Here is a 15,128-nt window from a genome sequence, read left to right as displayed (position 1 = left end):
GGTCCATGTCCACTCCCATCGACGCTACGCTCTGGCGCGAAGCCATGGGTGGCTTCCTCACGGGCGTCACCGTGGTCACCACCACATCCGGCGGCAAGATCGCCGGCACGGCCGTCAACGCCTTCTCCGCCGTCTCGCAGGCGCCGCCGCTGCTGCTCGTCTGCCTCGACCGGGCCAGCCGCTCGCTCGAAGCCATCCGCGAGGCGGGCTTCTTCGCCGTCAACGTGCTGTCTGAAGCGCATATGGATGTCGTGCGCCGCTTCGCCTCGAAAAGCTCGGACGACCGCTTCCGCGATGTTCAGTATACAACCGAGTCCACCGGCGCGCCGGTCCTCTCCGGCTCCGTCGCCTGGTTCGATTGCGAAGTCTACGCCATCCATGATGGCGGCGACCATGAAATCGTCGTCGGGCGCGTGCTCCAGCTCGGCTCGGACAGGGAGGCGGCCCCGCTCGCCTATCATCGCGGCAACATCTGGTGCCTGACAGGGCGTGAGACTGAACCCGCAGGGCGCTCATGAGCCCTCCTGAAAAGGCAAATGCCCCCCACCAGACTGGAACAGCCGCGCTGGTCCGCGTCATGTCGGATATTGCCTACCGGAACCTCTTCCTGGCCTCTGCCGCTGTCATGGCCAGCCAGTGGATGCAGCGCATCGCGCTCGGCTGGATCATGTGGGAACTGACCGGCTCCACGGCCTGGCTCGGCCTGCTTGCGAGTGCCGAGCTGTTGCCCGGCCTGTTCTTCGGCCCGCTCGGCGGCGTCCTGTCAGACAGGATAGACCGTAAGCGGATCGTGCTCATCTGCCAGTCCGCCGCCCTTGTCGTCTCCGTCGTCACCGGGGCTGTCGTCTTTCTCGGCCTCTCCAGCCCGCTGCTCCTCGTCGGCCTCACGGCGGCAGGCGGCATTCTCGCTGCCCTGCAGGAATCGGCGCGCACGCTGCTGCAGCGCGACGCAACGCCCCGCGACTGCCTGCCCACCGGCATGTCGATGACCGCCATCTCGGTCAACGTCACCCGCTTCCTCGGTCCCGCGCTCGCCGGCCCGCTGGTCATCTGGCCCGGCCCTGCCTCCATCTTCTGGATCAACGCCGTCGTCGCGCTCGTGATGATCGCCGCCGTGCTCAGCCTCACCGGCCTCAACACCACCTCCGGCGCGGGCAGTCGCCAGCCTTTCCTGCGCCAGCTCTGGTCGGGCTTCCAGGCCGCGTCCAACCATCCGGTCGTCACGCCAGTCCTGGTCATCTTCGCCGCCACCGCCTTCCTCATCCGCCCGGTTTACGAGCTGATGCCCGCCTTCGCAGACCGTCTCTTCGGCGGCAATGTGCAGGATTATTCCTATCTCATCATGGGCGTCGGCGCAGGCGCTGTTGTCGGCGCTGTCATCGTCACGCTGAACGCGCCTTCGCGCCCAGCCATGATGTTCTTCTGGTCTTCGCTCGCCGCCTGCCTCTCGCTGATCGGCTTTGCCGCCACGCCGGACATCATCTGGGCCACGCTCGCGGCCACCGTGCTTGGCTTCTTCATGTGCATCAGCGCCGCCACATCCCAGCTCGTCATGGTTCTGGATACGGAAGAATCGGTATCGGGCCGCGTGCTCAGCCTCTGGGGCGCCCTGATGCGCGGCGCGCCCGCGCTTGGGGCCCTTGCCACCGGCACCGTCCTCGACATGATGGGCTATCGCCTGCCGCTGGCGCTCTCCGGTGCCCTGGCGGCGGGCTTCACTGCCCTCGCCATCTTCCTTTTCACCCGTCGCCCCATGACTGCCGCCTGAAAGGCAACCGGCCCCGATGCTCAACCTCTGGTCAATTAGCAGGCACCCTTCGTCAAAGCTGACCCAGTTTCTGACATTTTGTCTGAAATGTCAGATTTTGAGCCCCACCCCCGCGATCTCCGTCTCCAATCCCCATAACGTCGCCTGAGAGCAAACAGAGAGTCAGATGCTGAATTCCGGAATCTTCAAATCGGTTCGCACGGTCCCTCCCATGGCAGGCGGCCACCTGCTGACGCTGAGCGCGCTCGACCTTCTGATCGGCGCGGCCACCTTCTCCTCCCTCGGCGTTGCCCTGCCGCATATGCTGGGTGATCTGGAGTGGAGCTGGTCGCAGGCCGGCCTCGGCTTCACCATTCTCGGCGCGGCCTGTGGCGGCTCGTCCCTCTTTCCCACGCTGGTCATCCGCAAGCTCGGCGTGCGCCAGGCGCTGTTCATCGGCGGCGTCGCGATGGCCATCGGCCTCTACACGATGAGCGCCGTCAACGGCCTGCTCCAGTATTTCATCGCTGCCGCCATCTGCGGCGTCGCCTACCAGATGCTCGGCGCCATCCCCGCCACCTTCGTGGTCAGCCGCCACTTCAAGAACAAGTCCACCGCCCTCGGCCTCTATTTCACCCTTGGCGGCTTCGGCAATGTCGTCGGCCCCTGGATGGTGCTCGCCGCCCTCTCGGTGGATGGCAACACCTGGCGCGATTACTGGGTCTACCAGTCGATCCTCCTGCTGACGATGAGCATCGCCGCTGGCCTGATCATCGGCCTCGACCGCCGCTTCTCCCAGCCTGCCGAGCGTGAGCTGGTCGAAAACGCCATCGAGAAGAAGATCGAGCCCGGCGAGGCCCCCGCCACACCCGCCCCCCAGCCCGCCAGGCGCAGCAATGTGTTCGTCACCACGGTCGACTGGACGGTGAAGGAAGCCACCCGCACCCCGCAATTCTACATCATCGTCTCGGCCTATTTCGCCCAGCTCATGGCGCTCGTCACCGTCACCAGCCTCTCGGTCGGCCACCTTGTCGAGCGCGGCGTCTCCAGCGAAGTGGCCGCCGCCATGCTCAGCCTCGAAGCCTTAATCGCCGTGCTCGCCCGGGTCGGCGGCGGTTTCCTCGGTGAGCGGATCGATCCGCGCAAGCTGATGATCGTCTCCCTCGCCATGCTGTCGGTCGGCTGCCTCGTCCTCGCCACGTCCAACTCCCACGGCATCCTGCTCATCTACGCCGTCGGCACAGGCATCGGCTTCGGCATCACGGGCCTGGCCTGCACGGTCCTCCTGATCAACTATTTCGGCCAGCGCCATAATCTGGAGCTTTTCTCCACCATGTGCCTCGTCGGCGCCGCCTCTGCGCTCGGCCCGACAATCGGCGGCGTCATCCGCGATCTTACCGGCAACTTCGTCCTGATGTTCCTCATCCTCTCGGCGATCACCGCCATCGTCTGGGTCGGCGTTGTCTCGATGCGCGCGCCCCGCAAAGACGCCGCGGACGCGCCCCCCGAAGAGGAGGCCCCGCGCCTCGAGCCGGCCCCCGCCATCGCCAAAACCACCGCCTGATCAAACCCTGTGGAGTCTTCCAGCCATGATGCCCAATCATAAAATGTTCGGTGTTTTCCTGCCCATCGCCAATGGTGGCTGGATCATCTCCAGGAACACGCCCACGCTGGACGGGCTCTACGAAACCAACCGCGAAGCCGCGATCATCGCGGACAGGATCGGCCTCGATTTCATCATGTCGATGTCGAAGTTCCGCGGCTTCGGCGGCGAGACCAATCACTGGTCCACCTCGATGGAATCCATGACGATGATGGCCGGTCTCGCCGAGGTCACCAGGAATGTGAAAGTCTGGGCCACCATGCACGCCCTGCTCTCCAATCCCGCCGTCGTCGCCAAGATGGTCACCACGCTGGACCATATCTCCAAGGGCCGCGCGGGCCTCAACATCGTTGCCGGTGCCTACCGCGAGGAATTCTCCCAGATGGGCGCCTGGGACGACACCCTCACCCATGCCGACCGTTATCAGCTTACGGAAGAATGGATCACGATCATCAAGCGCCTCTGGGCGGAGCCGAGCGTCACCTTCAAGGGCCGCTTCTTCGATATGGACGACTGCCAGTCCGATCCCAAGCCGCTGTCGAAGCCGCGTCCCGATCTGATCGCCGCCGGCCAATCCGATCGCGGGTTTGACTTCTCCACCACCCATGCCGATGCCTGCTTCATCGGCGGGCGCAGTTTGGAAGAGCGCCGCAATTTCAGCCGCCGCGCGCGCCAGATCGCTGCCGAGAAAGGCAAGACGATCAAGGTCTGCTCCATGTGCACCGTCGTTCATGCCGATACCGACACCAAGGCCGAAGCCATGGTCCAGCGCTTCGAAGATGGCGCAGACCTCGGCGCCATCATGGCTCAGATGAGAAGCTGGGGCATCGCGCCGGAAAATCTCGCCGCCGCGGCCCGCAAGATGGGCGCCAGCCAGAACCATACGGTCATGGGCTCGCCGGAAACCTGCCGCGAAAAGATCGAAGCATATGTCGAGTCTGCGGAGCTAGACGGCGTGATGTTGATCTTCCCGGACTACAAGACCGGCCTGGAAATGTTCGGAGACATCCTGCCTGGCCTGCGCAAGCAGTTCCCGGCAGACAGCCATGAACCTGCCTGACATCACATAATCAGATAACGGATAAGGGAGAGGGAAACCCCATGGCTGACGGGCTGCTGGAAACAGCGATCGGTGCGGGCATCTCCCCGGAGGATGTCAAAGCCATCTCCGATGCTATCGACATCGAGGAGCTGACAAAACTTGTCCTCGACCTGTCGAATATCTACAGCCCGTCAACCGGAGAGGCGGAGGCGTCCGCTTTCGTCCATGAATGGATGTCGCGCGAAGGCTTCCGCCCGCTCTCCGTGGGCGCTGTGCCTCATCGCCAGAATGTCATCGGCTCTTTCGGCGGTCATGGCCCCGGCAAGAACCTTCTCTTCACGGCGCACCTTGATACGGAAAGTGAACCAGCCGACCCGGTGGTCCGTGAGAAGACGAAACGTCCATCCGGAACCGTAAACCGCGAATGGAAAGAGTGCTGGCTCGAAGATGGCAAGTTCTATGGCTATGCCGTCGCCAATGATCGCGGCCCGATGAGCTGCATGCTCATGGCCGCCAAGGCGCTGAAAAAAGCCGGATACGAGCTCTCTGGCCGCATGTATCTCACCGCCTGCCCCGGCGAATGCGGGCCAGAGCCAATCGAGGAACGCGGCGGCATCGACTATATGGGCAAGGAAATCGGTGCCCATTACATGTTCCATCATGGCGGCGTCGCGCCCGATTTTGCCATCGCGGCAGAAGGCACGGATTTCGGCGTCACCTGGCTCGGCTGCGGCGGCGCCATGTTCCGCATACGCATCTATGGAGAATCGATCTTCCGCCCGCTCCTGAAGGCGCCCAGGGCAACGGCAGACCATCCCAGCCCCATCTACAAGCTCGGCCCGGTCATCGAGGCGCTCCACGCCTGGTCGCTCGATTATGAAAAACTGAATGCCTATCACGCCAAGGGCGGCTCCTCCCTTCCCAAGGCCACGATCAGCAGTGTCCAGGCCGGCTTCCCCTATAGCGGCGGCACGGAAGTCGCCGCCATCTATGTCAGCTGCGATCTCAGCCCGAAGCAGAAAGCCGCCCAGGTGCTGCATGAGCTGGAGGCGGTCATGCGCTCCCTGCCGGGCCTTGAGTTCGAGGTAGAGCCGGTGAATGTCAGCCACGGCTATGAAGCCGATGATGAAGAGGTTGCCCCGCTCGTCACCGGCATCGACATCGCCGTCCAGTCCGTTCTGGACACGCCGGTGGAGATTGCAAAGCCGGTCTATTCAAGCATGTGGCGCGATCACAATGTCTTCAACATGCACCGGGTGCCGGCGGTGACCTTCGGTCCTGTTCGCTGGCGTCCCACGCCGGAAGACTTCTTCAAGTGCACGCTGATGTACGCGCTGACGGCACTTGCGGTCTGTGGCCGGGCTGAGGGGGACGTGAAAGCCCTGGCCGGGAAGACTGTCTATGGCGACAATCCGTTTGATTAGCCTGGCCAGGACTGGCCCGGCCAGTTGAGGACCCTGAGGGATCAGGCTGCCTTTCGATGCACCTGCATATAGCTCATCAGCATGTCGTCGAACGTGCGCTTCATTTCGGCAACATATGCAGGGTCACGCGCCACGCTCTCCAGATAGGCGCCGCGATAGAATGCCATCATCACCGAGATGACGACGCGGGGAATGCCGGCATTCACGAGCTCAGGAAAAAAGCCGTCATAGCCAAGCGTGATGTCGTCCACGCCGCCTTTCGATTGCCGTTTGTAAAGCGCCAGCAGGTCCTTGTCAGAGCGGAGCGCCACGATCAGCTCGAACGCGATCGGGAAGATTTTCTGGAACTCGTCCCAGAGCACATCGAGCCGCTCCTGCAGGCTTAGTCCGGCTCGTCCTTCAAACGCTTCCTGCAGCTTCACATAGCGCCACTGGACGAAATGGCTGATCGCCGAAGAGACCAGTTCCATCTTGCTGATATAGTGGTGCGTGATCGCGCCGCGCGAAACGCCGGCCTCATCGGCAATGTCCTGCAGGGATACGCCATGGTATCCGCGCTCGCCGATGCATTTGAGCGTAGCATCCAGAACGCGCTTCTGCATGCTCTCGCTGCGATCCTTCTGGGATCGCCTTTCATGTCTATATGGGTCGTCATCCGCCATCGGATCTTCTCCAGATGATTTGGTTAATCACGGCGTAAGTGGCTTCCCCAACGTACCCGGTCATTAAGGGAAACTACGTAGACTATAAGCGAATTAAGTGGTTTCTCAAACCCTAACGCGAAGCCAAATCAGGCGCTCTGTTGCAAGATAGACAGGACCAGAGAATTTACCCCTTCTCCATGCCCTACCGGAAATAGGGGTACATCCCTGAATCGATTGATCTCTTGAATGAATTCCAGCAACCTGTCCGAGTTATTTTCAGAATCTGAAACAACCTCAGAAATCACCAGCGCAACGATCTGCAACCCTCTTATGCGTAACGCATCGATTGCAGTCAGCGTGTGACTTATGGAGCCGAGATACGGTGCAGAGACAAGAATAATGGGCAATTGCAGGTCTGCCATCAGATCGATCTGCAGCGAATCATCTGTCAGCGGCGACATCACGCCGCCTGCGCCCTCTACCAGATGAAAGTCTTTCGGCGCAGAAAGGCGCCGCTCGACGAAGCCTTTGATCTCCGCATAATCCTGCACAATCCCGGCCCGTCGCATCGCCACATTCGGCGCAATCGGCGGGGCCAGCCGGTGAAGGCAGATTTCCGAAACTGACGCAGGCGTCACCTTCCGCCCCATCGCTGTCAGCAATCGTCCGGCGTCGGACTGTTCCAAAGCGTCTTCAGCAAACCCGCTCATCAGCGGCTTGGTTGCGTCCACCGAAAGTCCCTGCGCCCGCCAGGCCGCCAGCAGGCCCGCGCTCACATAGGTCTTGCCGATATCGGTTCCGGTGGCGGTTACGAAATAGCCGCGCATGCAGGCTCCATGATTTCCCTGAGCGCGCCGGCAAAGGCGTGGATGTCGCCTTCCTCATGCCCGGTGGCAAAGGTCACGCGCAGGCGCGCTGTGCCCGCAGGCACCGTCGGTGGCCGGATCGCCGTGACGAGGTATCCGCGCGCCAGCAGCTCAGCGGAAATCCGCATCGCCTCGGCTTCCGGCCCGATGATGATCGGCACGATCACGCTTGTCGGCGCCGGCAATTCCATCAGCTCGCAGAACAGCGCCGCATTCGCCAGCGCCCGTTCCCTGCGTTCCGGTTCCGCGGCGATCACGTCCAGCGCGGCAATCGCGGCGGCCAGCACCGCCGGCGGCAGGCCGGTCGTGTACACAAGGCTGCGCGCCCGGCTGTTGAGCAGGTCCATCAGCTCGGCCGGGCCGCAGACATATCCGCCATATCCGCCGACCGCCTTGGAAAGGGTGCCCATCTGGATCTGGGCAGGGTTTTCCGGGTGGACCACACCGAAGCCGTGGGCATCGTCCGTCATCAGCCAGGCGCCGGCCTCCTCAGCCAGCGCGCCAAGTTCGGCGAGCGGGGCAACGTCCCCATCCATCGAAAAAACGGTCTCGGTGAGCAAAAGGACCTGACCTGATGCAGATCGTACCTGATTTGCCGCATCTTGTACCTGATTGTGCGCAAAAAGGCGCACTTCGGCACCCGAAAGACGCGCCCCGGCATGCATGCAGGCATGCGCCAGCTCGTCCATTACGATCGTGTCGCCCTTGCCCACCAGCGCCGGAATCGTCCCAAGATTTGCCAGGAAGCCGGAGCCGAACACCCGCGCGCCCTCGGTGCCCTTCAGGGCCGCCAGCCGCGCCTCCAGCACGCTGTTCAGCGGATGATTCCCCGTAATCAGCCGCGATCCGCCACTGCCCGCCCCAAAGTCCCGCGCCGCCTCCGCCGCCGCTTCCGTGACGCGGGCGTCATGGGACAGCGACAGGTAGTCATTGTCGCAGAAGGAAATCACCCGCCGCCCCGCCCGATCGGCCCGCCCGCCCGCTTCCCGCGCGGTTTCCACGAGCGATCGGCGCTGCCCGGTTGTTTCCAGCCGCTCCAACTTGTCCGCCGCAAAGGCCTTCAGTCGTTCCAAAGACGTCATCAGTCTTACAATCCTCTGGCCGTTCTGCCGCGCCTGTCCTAGGGGATGCACGCGGGCCATGCCAAGCGGCGATTGCCCGCAGCAATGAACCTTTTAGGATGGCTGATCATGGCAGACCCGAAAGACTGGTTCACCGAAGGCCTGGCCCATATCTGGCTGCCCTACGCCCAGATGCGGACTGTGCCCGCCCCGGTTGCCATCACCCGCACCGATGGCTCCCGCCTTTACTTGGCGGATGGGCGCGAACTCGTCGATGGTGTCGGCAGCTGGTGGACCAGCGTCCATGGCTACAACCGGGCCGAGCTGCTCGATGCCGCCCGGGACCAGATGGCCAGGATACCCCACATCATGCTCGGCGGCCTGGCGCATGAGCCGGTCTACCGGCTGGCGAGCCGGCTGGCGCAGGTGACACCGGGCGACCTGACGCGGACCTTCTTTACCGAGTCGGGGTCTGTGGCTGTGGAAGTGGCGATGAAGATCGCCATCCAGTATTTCCGCAACACAAGCGGGGAACGCCGGACCAAGTTCGTCTCCTTCCTCGGCGGCTATCATGGCGACACGCTGGCGACGATGTCGGTCTGTGATCCGGACGAAGGAATGCACCACATGTTCCGCGGCGCGCTGCAGGAACAATATGTGGTGGCCCTGCCCGAAGCACGCGACCAGATCCGGGCGCTGGAGACCCTGCTGGCCAGCGACAAGAAGATCGCCGGCGTGCTGATCGAGCCGATGATCCAGGGCGCCGGGGGGATGCGAATGCATTCTCCGCAGGTGCTGAAAACGTTGCGGCGCCTGTGCGATCAGGCAGGCGTGCTGCTGATCTTCGACGAGATTTTCACCGGCTTCGGGCGCACGGGCGAGATGTTTGCCGCCAATCGCGCCGGCGTCACGCCGGACATTATGTGTCTTGGCAAGGCAATTACGGGCGGAATAACGCCACTTGCAGGCACAATCGCGTCAGCCCGTGTCTATTCGGCGTTCCATTCGGACAATCCGGACCACGCCCTGATGCACGGACCAACTTACACCGGCCACGCCATCGCCTGCGCCGTTGCCAATGCTGGGCTCGACCTTTTTGCCGATGGCAGCCTGCTCAAGCGCGTCAAGAAACTCGAAGCGAGCCTGACCGCCGCCCTCGCCCCGGCGAAGGATCTGGAGAGCGTGGCCGATGTCCGCGTACTGGGCGCGGTCACCGCTGTGGAGATGGCCGAGAGCTTCCCGCTGGAGGCGGCCCGCAAATGGTTCATCGACCAGGGCACCTTCATCCGCCCGCTTGGCCGGACGGTCTACCTCTCCCCCGCCTACGGGATCGGAGAGGACGACCTGGCCCGCCTGACCGGCGCGATCCTGAAATTCGCCAGCGCCGGCATTTCCGAGATCGGATAACCAGCGGTCCGGCGCGCGCCCCGGCTCGTCCTTCGACTTCGCTCAGGATGAGCGGTTCGGGAATTTCGCAAATTTCACCCGCCGCAGGGCGCGGCTTTCAATGCGTTTTCGTAGTCTTCCAAGATCCAGGGCTGCATGCCGCCCGCCTGCATGGATTTGACCGCAGGCTGAAGGAGGGCGAGGCCCTCGGCGCACTGCCCCTGACCGATCAGGGCCATGCCCTTGAGGCCGTCGATGCGCAGCTGCCAGTCATCGCCCGGGCTGCCGGCGGCGAGCTTGCCCGCGTCCAGCGGCTGGGCGAGCGCCATGGCTTCATCGGCGCCGCCAACCTCCAGCTTCGCCATCGCCAGATAGTAGGCAAGCACATGCACGGCGGGCGAATCCGGGCCAAGCTGGGTACGGAAGGTTTCGACCACCGGCTCCAGATTGGCGACCGCGCCCGGCGCGTCGCCCAGAAACCACTGGAACACGGCTTCATTGCCCATCGTCATCAGGCAGGTGAGATGGCCTTCGCCATGCAGGGCGCACATCTTCTGGCGCACTTCGGTCACCAGCGGCAGGGCCGGTTCCCAATTGCCGGAGGTAGCGTAGAGGTTTGCCAGTGTGTTCTGCGCCTCAACCACCTGAGAAGACTCCGCGCCGAACACTTCGGTCAGCGCCGTGATGGCATCCTTCAGGACGGGTTCTGCCTCTTCATAGCGGGCATCATAGAACAGCGAAGCGCCATAGAACATAAGCGCCCGTGCGCGCACGGCCTGGCTGACGCCTGCCTCGGCATAGGCGGGCGACTGAAGGTCTGCCAGCAGGGCGATCGCCTCTTCATGGCGGCTGACGCGGCTGTAGACCTGCGCGAGATCCATCTTCAGGCGGTAACTCGCCTCCGGATTATCCGGCATCGCTTCGGGCAGCAGGCGAACCGCCCCTTCGAGCAGCGGCGTGGCGTTTTCCATATCCGCCTGCACGAGAAAATAGCGCCCACGCGTTTGCGTCGCCGCAAAGGCCAGCAGGGAACTACCCGGCAGCAAGGGCGCGGCGCGCCGGTCGGCTTCATCGAGGATTGCTGCCGCCTCTTCCAGCTTTGACGCATTCGACAGGGCTTCGGCCTGCCGGTAGCGGGCAATCAGGGTACGTACATCATTGGCGCCGTAGAGCGCGGTGAAGAGATCCGCCGCGCGGCTCTTATGGGCTGAGGCGGCGTCATAGGCGGCAAGGCTGGAATAAATCTCACCCGCCGTTTCCTGAATGGAGGCTTCGGTGGCCGGATCGCCTGCAAAGCGCTCGGCGATGCCTTCCGACGCCTTGTCCAAAGCGGCGCGGACGGTGACATCGCCTGCCCCGCCGGGCCGATAAGGATCGGCATTGACCAGCAGGTCCCGGAGGAAGCCGCCGGTCGCCTCGGCGCGGGCCGCTTCGGTTTCTGCCGCCGCGCGCGCACTGGCGGCCTGCGTGTAAAGCCAGAGGCTGGCGCCGAAGCCGATGACCAGCGCAGCGAAGGTGGCCGCGACCCAGGGGCGGCGGGTTTTCACCTTTTCCAGCTCTGCCCGCGCAATCTCCGCTTCGGCGGCAAGGCGCTGTGCCTGTTCCCGCTCGGCGCGGCGAACGTCAAGCGCGCGCAGGCGGCTGGCGAGGGCGCCTGCCGACGCGATGCGCCGGGCCGGGTCGCCATGGGTTGCCTCGGCGATATCGGCCTGAAGCAGCGGGTCTGGAATGTCCGTTTCCCAGCCGGTGGCGAGCGGCTTCTTCATGCTGCCCGCGAGGATCTGGTAGAGCATCACGCCAAGGGCATAGACATCGCTGCGCGCCGAGGGCGACTGGCCGGAGATGATCTCCGGCGCGATATAGAGCGGCGTGCCGAGGCTGGAGCTGGAGCCGCCGCCCTCTTCCACCGTCATACCCATGGGCGTGATGCCGAGATCATCGAGGCGGCCCTGATCCAGCAGGCCGCCGGCGCCGAAGTCTGCAATCCGCACCTGCCAGCCTTCCCCGCCTTTGCGGGGGGCGACGAGGAAGTTTGCCGGTTTCAGGTCCTTGTGGAGGACGCCGGCCTCATGCGCGGCGGCAACCACATCGACCGCCTGAAGGGCAAGCTGGAGCCGGTCTTCCGGGAGCATGGCGGCAAGGCGGTCTTCCTGCCCGGCCCAGACGAACAGGTTTTCCCCGCCATATTCGCATTCGAGGAAGAAGGGCGCGGTTTCAAAATTCCAGTCGATAACGCGGGCGATATCGTCCCGCTCGCCGAGGCTTTCGCGCAGGACGCGGGCGAGCGTTGCCTCCCGCTTTAGCGAGGCGAGGCGGGCGCCATCCGGGCTGAACTTGTAGACGCGGGCTTCGCCGGTCTTCTCATGGCGGGCGAGCCAGACCTCGCTGCCGCGCGTTCCGGAAAGCTGCTCACGCAGGATGAAGTGGCTGCGCTCGGGCACGGGCTGGCCGGCCTTCAGTTCCAGCGTGTTCACCAGACGGCGGCCTGAGGCGACGCGCTCGACCGGGGCCGTCAGCCGGTAGCCGATGCGGGCCTGCGTGCGGATCTGGTCTGCCAGCGTTTCGCCAAGGCCCTTGCGCAGCTTTGCCACCGCATTGGCCAGCACATTCTCCACCGTGATACGGCCCTGCCAGACGGTTTCCAGCAGCTCTTCCTTGGTGACGACTTCCCCCGCATGGCGCAGCAGCAGGGCGAGGACTTCGAGCGGGCGACGCTCCAGCTCGACCGCGAGGCCGCCGACTTTCAGCTCAAAGCTTGCCTCATCGAACTCCGCCGCGCCGAAGCGGTAGCGGTAGAGGATTGCCTCTTCACTTCTTGTGCCGTCCATATCTCGCCCTGGACCCCGTCCGCCGGGCCGCTGAAACCCTTGAAATATCAAGGATCAGATGCGGCGTTAGAATTCCGTGATGTCTCCGTGAAGATTAATGCCCGGCTGCGTCTCACTCTGCAAATGAATCTCATCGATTCCCGGACAGGCCCTGAAGGGCCGGACGGCAGATTGAAAGGCACCCCACATGAAACTCCAAAGCTTCGGTTTCGCCGTTGCCCTTTCCTCTGTGCTCGCGCTCAGCGCGTGCGGGGGCGGCGACAATGATGCGTATGATGAAAATGGCTATGCCGGCCCGGAGGCCGCCTCCCCGGCGGCAACCTCAAACGATGAAGGCGGCAAGGCGAAAAAGGTGAAATGCCCGGCCAAGATCAACAAGACGCTGACCGGCCCGGACATCGCCGGCTTCAAGCTGGGCATGACGCTGGCCGAAGCAGAGAATGCGCTGGCCTGCCAGATGCCGGACGGGCTGGTGACCTATGAGAATGAGTTCTTCAACACGCGCAATCTGAACACCGGCACGCTGCGCCTCGAACGGCAGAGGGTGATCTCGCAGGCGGGCGACAACACGGAGTGCAGCTATGGCAGCTATGACGCGATGCAGAAATGCGGCGCGGGCAACCGGCAATGGGACTTCATCTCCGAGAAGATCACGCTGGCGACGCCGGGCGTGCCGGGCAAGCAGACGGTTCAGGGCGTGTGGCGCACCCAGAACTGGAAGGAAGGCGAGATGCCGGCCAAGGCCGCCGTGCTCGCCGCGTTGACCGAGAAATATGGCCCGCATCAAAGCTATGAAGGCCGCGACGCGAACTATTACGGCTATGTCAACGAATACCATTGGGTGACGGATTCTGAAGGCAATGTGCTGAGCGAGGCCCATCCGATGCTGCACCAATGCGGCAATGGCGTGAGCGGTCGGGGCGACGAGTCCCAGAGCTGGACCAATGGCTGTGGCGTCTCGATCACCGCGATGGTGCGCACGTTCCGGTCCAATCCGGATGTGGTGGAGGAACTCAGTATCGGGATGATGGATCAGACCGGCCTGTTTGAGTATGGCGAGGCCTTCCAGAACGACCTGCTGGAGATCGAGAACAAGCGCCGCGCCGATGAGCTGGAGAAGGCTCAGGGCGCGCAGGTGGAGCTCTGATCATGGGCAGTGGGATGATGACCAGATTTCGCGGTCCGGCGATGGTGGCGCTGGCGGGCGTGTTGCTTCTGGCTGGGTGTGGGGGACCGGGCGCGGAAGGCGGAGATGGCGGCGGGGCGGCAACGCCAGTAGCCGTCACGGAGGGGGGCGCCTCCCCCTCCTCCGCCCCCGCGCCTGCCAGGGACAGCGGCAAGGCGGACAAGAAAGCCGCCAAGGCCGAGGCCGCAGCGCCGAGCCCCTTCGGGACCGCAACACTGGCCTATCCGGACGACTTCCAGATGACGCTGCTGGCCTACCGGCTGACCGACCGGCAGCCGCCGCTGGGCGAGTGGGCCGGCGAGGTCTACGAGGTGCGGTATGCCGACGAGTTCAGCAAGGCACAGAAGCTGGAAGCGGAGACGGCGCGGCTGGCGGATATCTATGCGTCCACGGAGGGTGTCGGCTTCCTGCAGGTGCGGCTCAACTCGCAGATCAGCCAGTATGATTCCAGCCGGGGCGGCTATTATCTGACGGCGTTTTCGCCCGGAAATCAGGTCAGTTTCAACGGCAAGGAACGCGTGAGCCTGCAGCTCGACAATATGGCGAAGGCGTTCTTCTGGCCGGTGGATGTGAGCCGGGCGCAGGAGATTCTGGAGCATTCAAGCCGGCAGGTGGACATCGACACACGGGTGCAGCTGACCGGCATTCAGCGGCGCAGCGATGGGCTGGTGATCCAGGGGAAGATCCTCGACTACGGCATCTATAGCGGTCGCTATAGTGACGAACGCCAGTTCGAATTCATCAGCCTCGAAGACTAGGCAGAAAGGAGGCCCGGCATGACGCTGGCACGTATTTCGGCAACATTCATCCTTGTCCTGATGGCGTCATTCCTGCTGACGGCGTGTTCCGGCGGCGGGGCAAAAGGCACGGTGGAGCGCCTGATACAGGCATCTGAACGCCAGGCCGATCTGCTCGACTCGATCACCACCGAGAAAGACCTGAAGCGCAAGAAAGGCAAATTGCGGGAACAGGCAAAGGTGATCTCGAAACTGTCGAAGGAGGTGCAGAAGCACCAGAGATCCGGCGATTTCGGGAAGATCATGTCGAAGCAGCCAAAGCTCGCCAAACGGTTTGCGGCGGCGGCGGAAAAGGAACAGGACGCGATGATGCGGTTCATGGCCCGAACCGATGACGCGGTGTTTCAGGAATACATGGCCATCATGCGGACCGCGGTCCCCTGACGGTCCTGCATCGGGCCCCGTGGACAAATGCCTTTCTGTTCACGGGGCATCGAAGCGTGCCTGTTTGAGCCTTTTCGGGAACGGGGAGTGTCATTTTGAGGCTTCCTGAGGACTCGCGGGCACTTTCTGCGCCTTTTGCATGACGACAAGCGCCCGCATC

13 protein-coding genes are annotated in these 15,128 nt (G+C 63.5%); 9 read left to right on the top strand and 4 right to left on the bottom strand.

The genetic code is table 11. The annotated features are described in order from the left end of the window. Positions 1–5 precede the first annotated feature (5 nt). From K1X12_RS09985 to K1X12_RS09965, 5 genes are all read left to right on the top strand, one after another. The gene (locus K1X12_RS09985; protein ID WP_220987452.1) at positions 6–518 is read left to right on the top strand and encodes a flavin reductase family protein; all 513 of its coding nucleotides are present in this window, start codon (positions 6–8) and stop codon (positions 516–518) included. Then, positions 515–1,768 (top strand): MFS transporter, encoded by a 1,254-nt coding sequence (locus K1X12_RS09980; protein WP_220987451.1) that lies wholly within the window; start codon positions 515–517, stop codon positions 1,766–1,768. Before K1X12_RS09985 ends, K1X12_RS09980 begins: the two co-directional genes overlap by 4 nt. Positions 1,769–1,934: 166 nt before the next feature. Beyond that, positions 1,935–3,311 (top strand): MFS transporter, encoded by a 1,377-nt coding sequence (locus K1X12_RS09975; RefSeq protein ID WP_220987450.1) that lies wholly within the window; start codon positions 1,935–1,937, stop codon positions 3,309–3,311. A gap of 25 nt (positions 3,312–3,336) precedes the next feature. Next, on the top strand, positions 3,337–4,410 hold the full coding sequence (locus tag K1X12_RS09970; protein ID WP_225907933.1) for an LLM class flavin-dependent oxidoreductase: 1,074 nt from the start codon (positions 3,337–3,339) through the stop codon (positions 4,408–4,410). 41 nt (positions 4,411–4,451) lie between these two features. Next, positions 4,452–5,816 (top strand): M20 family metallopeptidase, encoded by a 1,365-nt coding sequence (locus tag K1X12_RS09965; RefSeq protein WP_220987449.1) that lies wholly within the window; start codon positions 4,452–4,454, stop codon positions 5,814–5,816. A 41-nt stretch (positions 5,817–5,857) separates the two neighbouring features. Here K1X12_RS09965 and K1X12_RS09960 read toward each other — a convergent pair whose 3' ends face one another. The 3 genes from K1X12_RS09960 to K1X12_RS09950 form a co-directional block, all read right to left on the bottom strand. Further along, the gene (locus K1X12_RS09960; protein ID WP_220987448.1) at positions 5,858–6,418 is read right to left on the bottom strand and encodes a TetR/AcrR family transcriptional regulator; all 561 of its coding nucleotides are present in this window, start codon (positions 6,416–6,418) and stop codon (positions 5,858–5,860) included. Between the two features lie 188 nt (positions 6,419–6,606). Then, positions 6,607–7,287, bottom strand: coding sequence for a dethiobiotin synthase (gene bioD, locus K1X12_RS09955; RefSeq protein WP_220987447.1), 681 nt, complete (start codon positions 7,285–7,287; stop codon positions 6,607–6,609). Next, positions 7,269–8,408, bottom strand: a complete 1,140-nt coding sequence (locus K1X12_RS09950) for an aminotransferase class I/II-fold pyridoxal phosphate-dependent enzyme (protein WP_220987446.1) — start codon at positions 8,406–8,408, stop codon at positions 7,269–7,271. The genes bioD and K1X12_RS09950 overlap by 19 nt, the downstream gene beginning before the upstream one ends. 108 nt (positions 8,409–8,516) lie before the next feature. On the opposite strand from K1X12_RS09950, the gene K1X12_RS09945 reads away from it, so the two are divergent. Further along, complete coding sequence (locus K1X12_RS09945) at positions 8,517–9,794, top strand: adenosylmethionine--8-amino-7-oxononanoate transaminase (RefSeq protein ID WP_220987445.1); 1,278 nt, start codon at positions 8,517–8,519, stop codon at positions 9,792–9,794. A 74-nt stretch (positions 9,795–9,868) separates the two neighbouring features. Here the strand turns inward: K1X12_RS09945 and K1X12_RS09940 are convergent, their stop codons facing one another. Next, on the bottom strand, positions 9,869–12,601 hold the full coding sequence (locus tag K1X12_RS09940) for a protein kinase domain-containing protein (protein ID WP_220987444.1): 2,733 nt from the start codon (positions 12,599–12,601) through the stop codon (positions 9,869–9,871). 187 nt (positions 12,602–12,788) lie between these two features. Here K1X12_RS09940 and K1X12_RS09935 point away from each other — a divergent pair, with 187 nt between their 5' ends. Genes K1X12_RS09935 through K1X12_RS09925 form a run of 3 tightly spaced genes read left to right on the top strand, consistent with a single transcriptional unit; the run spans position 12,789 to position 14,968 of the window. Next, positions 12,789–13,748, top strand: a complete 960-nt coding sequence (locus tag K1X12_RS09935; RefSeq protein WP_220987443.1) for a hypothetical protein — start codon at positions 12,789–12,791, stop codon at positions 13,746–13,748. 17 nt (positions 13,749–13,765) lie between these two features. Next, positions 13,766–14,545 carry a hypothetical protein gene (locus K1X12_RS09930; RefSeq protein WP_220987442.1) on the top strand — a complete coding sequence of 260 codons (780 nt, stop codon included), beginning with the start codon at positions 13,766–13,768 and terminating at the stop codon, positions 14,543–14,545. 18 nt (positions 14,546–14,563) lie between these two features. Then, positions 14,564–14,968 (top strand): hypothetical protein, encoded by a 405-nt coding sequence (locus tag K1X12_RS09925; protein ID WP_220987441.1) that lies wholly within the window; start codon positions 14,564–14,566, stop codon positions 14,966–14,968. Positions 14,969–15,128: the final 160 nt, after the last annotated feature.

This window comes from Hyphomonas sediminis, assembly GCF_019679475.1.
In the GTDB taxonomy this organism is placed as follows: domain Bacteria; phylum Pseudomonadota; class Alphaproteobacteria; order Caulobacterales; family Hyphomonadaceae; genus Hyphomonas; species Hyphomonas sediminis.
Note: the sequence above shows the minus strand (reverse complement) of the source record. Positions and strands in the feature narration are given on the sequence as shown.

What these genes read in the sequence shown, in the direction of transcription:
- K1X12_RS09980 (WP_220987451.1), top strand. Translation starts at nt 515, where the DNA reads ATGAGCCCTCCTGAAAAGGCAAATGCCCCCCACCAGACTGGAACAGCC.
- K1X12_RS09935 (WP_220987443.1), top strand. Translation starts at nt 12,789, where the DNA reads ATGAAACTCCAAAGCTTCGGTTTCGCCGTTGCCCTTTCCTCTGTGCTC.
- K1X12_RS09930 (WP_220987442.1), top strand. Translation starts at nt 13,766, where the DNA reads ATGACCAGATTTCGCGGTCCGGCGATGGTGGCGCTGGCGGGCGTGTTG.
- K1X12_RS09960 (WP_220987448.1), bottom strand. Translation starts at nt 6,418, where the DNA reads ATGCAGAAGCGCGTTCTGGATGCTACGCTCAAATGCATCGGCGAGCGC.
- K1X12_RS09940 (WP_220987444.1), bottom strand. Translation starts at nt 12,601, where the DNA reads ATGGACGGCACAAGAAGTGAAGAGGCAATCCTCTACCGCTACCGCTTC.
- bioD (WP_220987447.1), bottom strand. Translation starts at nt 7,287, where the DNA reads ATGCGCGGCTATTTCGTAACCGCCACCGGAACCGATATCGGCAAGACC.
- K1X12_RS09950 (WP_220987446.1), bottom strand. Translation starts at nt 8,408, where the DNA reads ATGACGTCTTTGGAACGACTGAAGGCCTTTGCGGCGGACAAGTTGGAG.
- K1X12_RS09975 (WP_220987450.1), top strand. Translation starts at nt 1,935, where the DNA reads ATGCTGAATTCCGGAATCTTCAAATCGGTTCGCACGGTCCCTCCCATG.
- K1X12_RS09985 (WP_220987452.1), top strand. Translation starts at nt 6, where the DNA reads ATGTCCACTCCCATCGACGCTACGCTCTGGCGCGAAGCCATGGGTGGC.
- K1X12_RS09970 (WP_225907933.1), top strand. Translation starts at nt 3,337, where the DNA reads ATGATGCCCAATCATAAAATGTTCGGTGTTTTCCTGCCCATCGCCAAT.
- K1X12_RS09945 (WP_220987445.1), top strand. Translation starts at nt 8,517, where the DNA reads ATGGCAGACCCGAAAGACTGGTTCACCGAAGGCCTGGCCCATATCTGG.
- K1X12_RS09925 (WP_220987441.1), top strand. Translation starts at nt 14,564, where the DNA reads ATGACGCTGGCACGTATTTCGGCAACATTCATCCTTGTCCTGATGGCG.
- K1X12_RS09965 (WP_220987449.1), top strand. Translation starts at nt 4,452, where the DNA reads ATGGCTGACGGGCTGCTGGAAACAGCGATCGGTGCGGGCATCTCCCCG.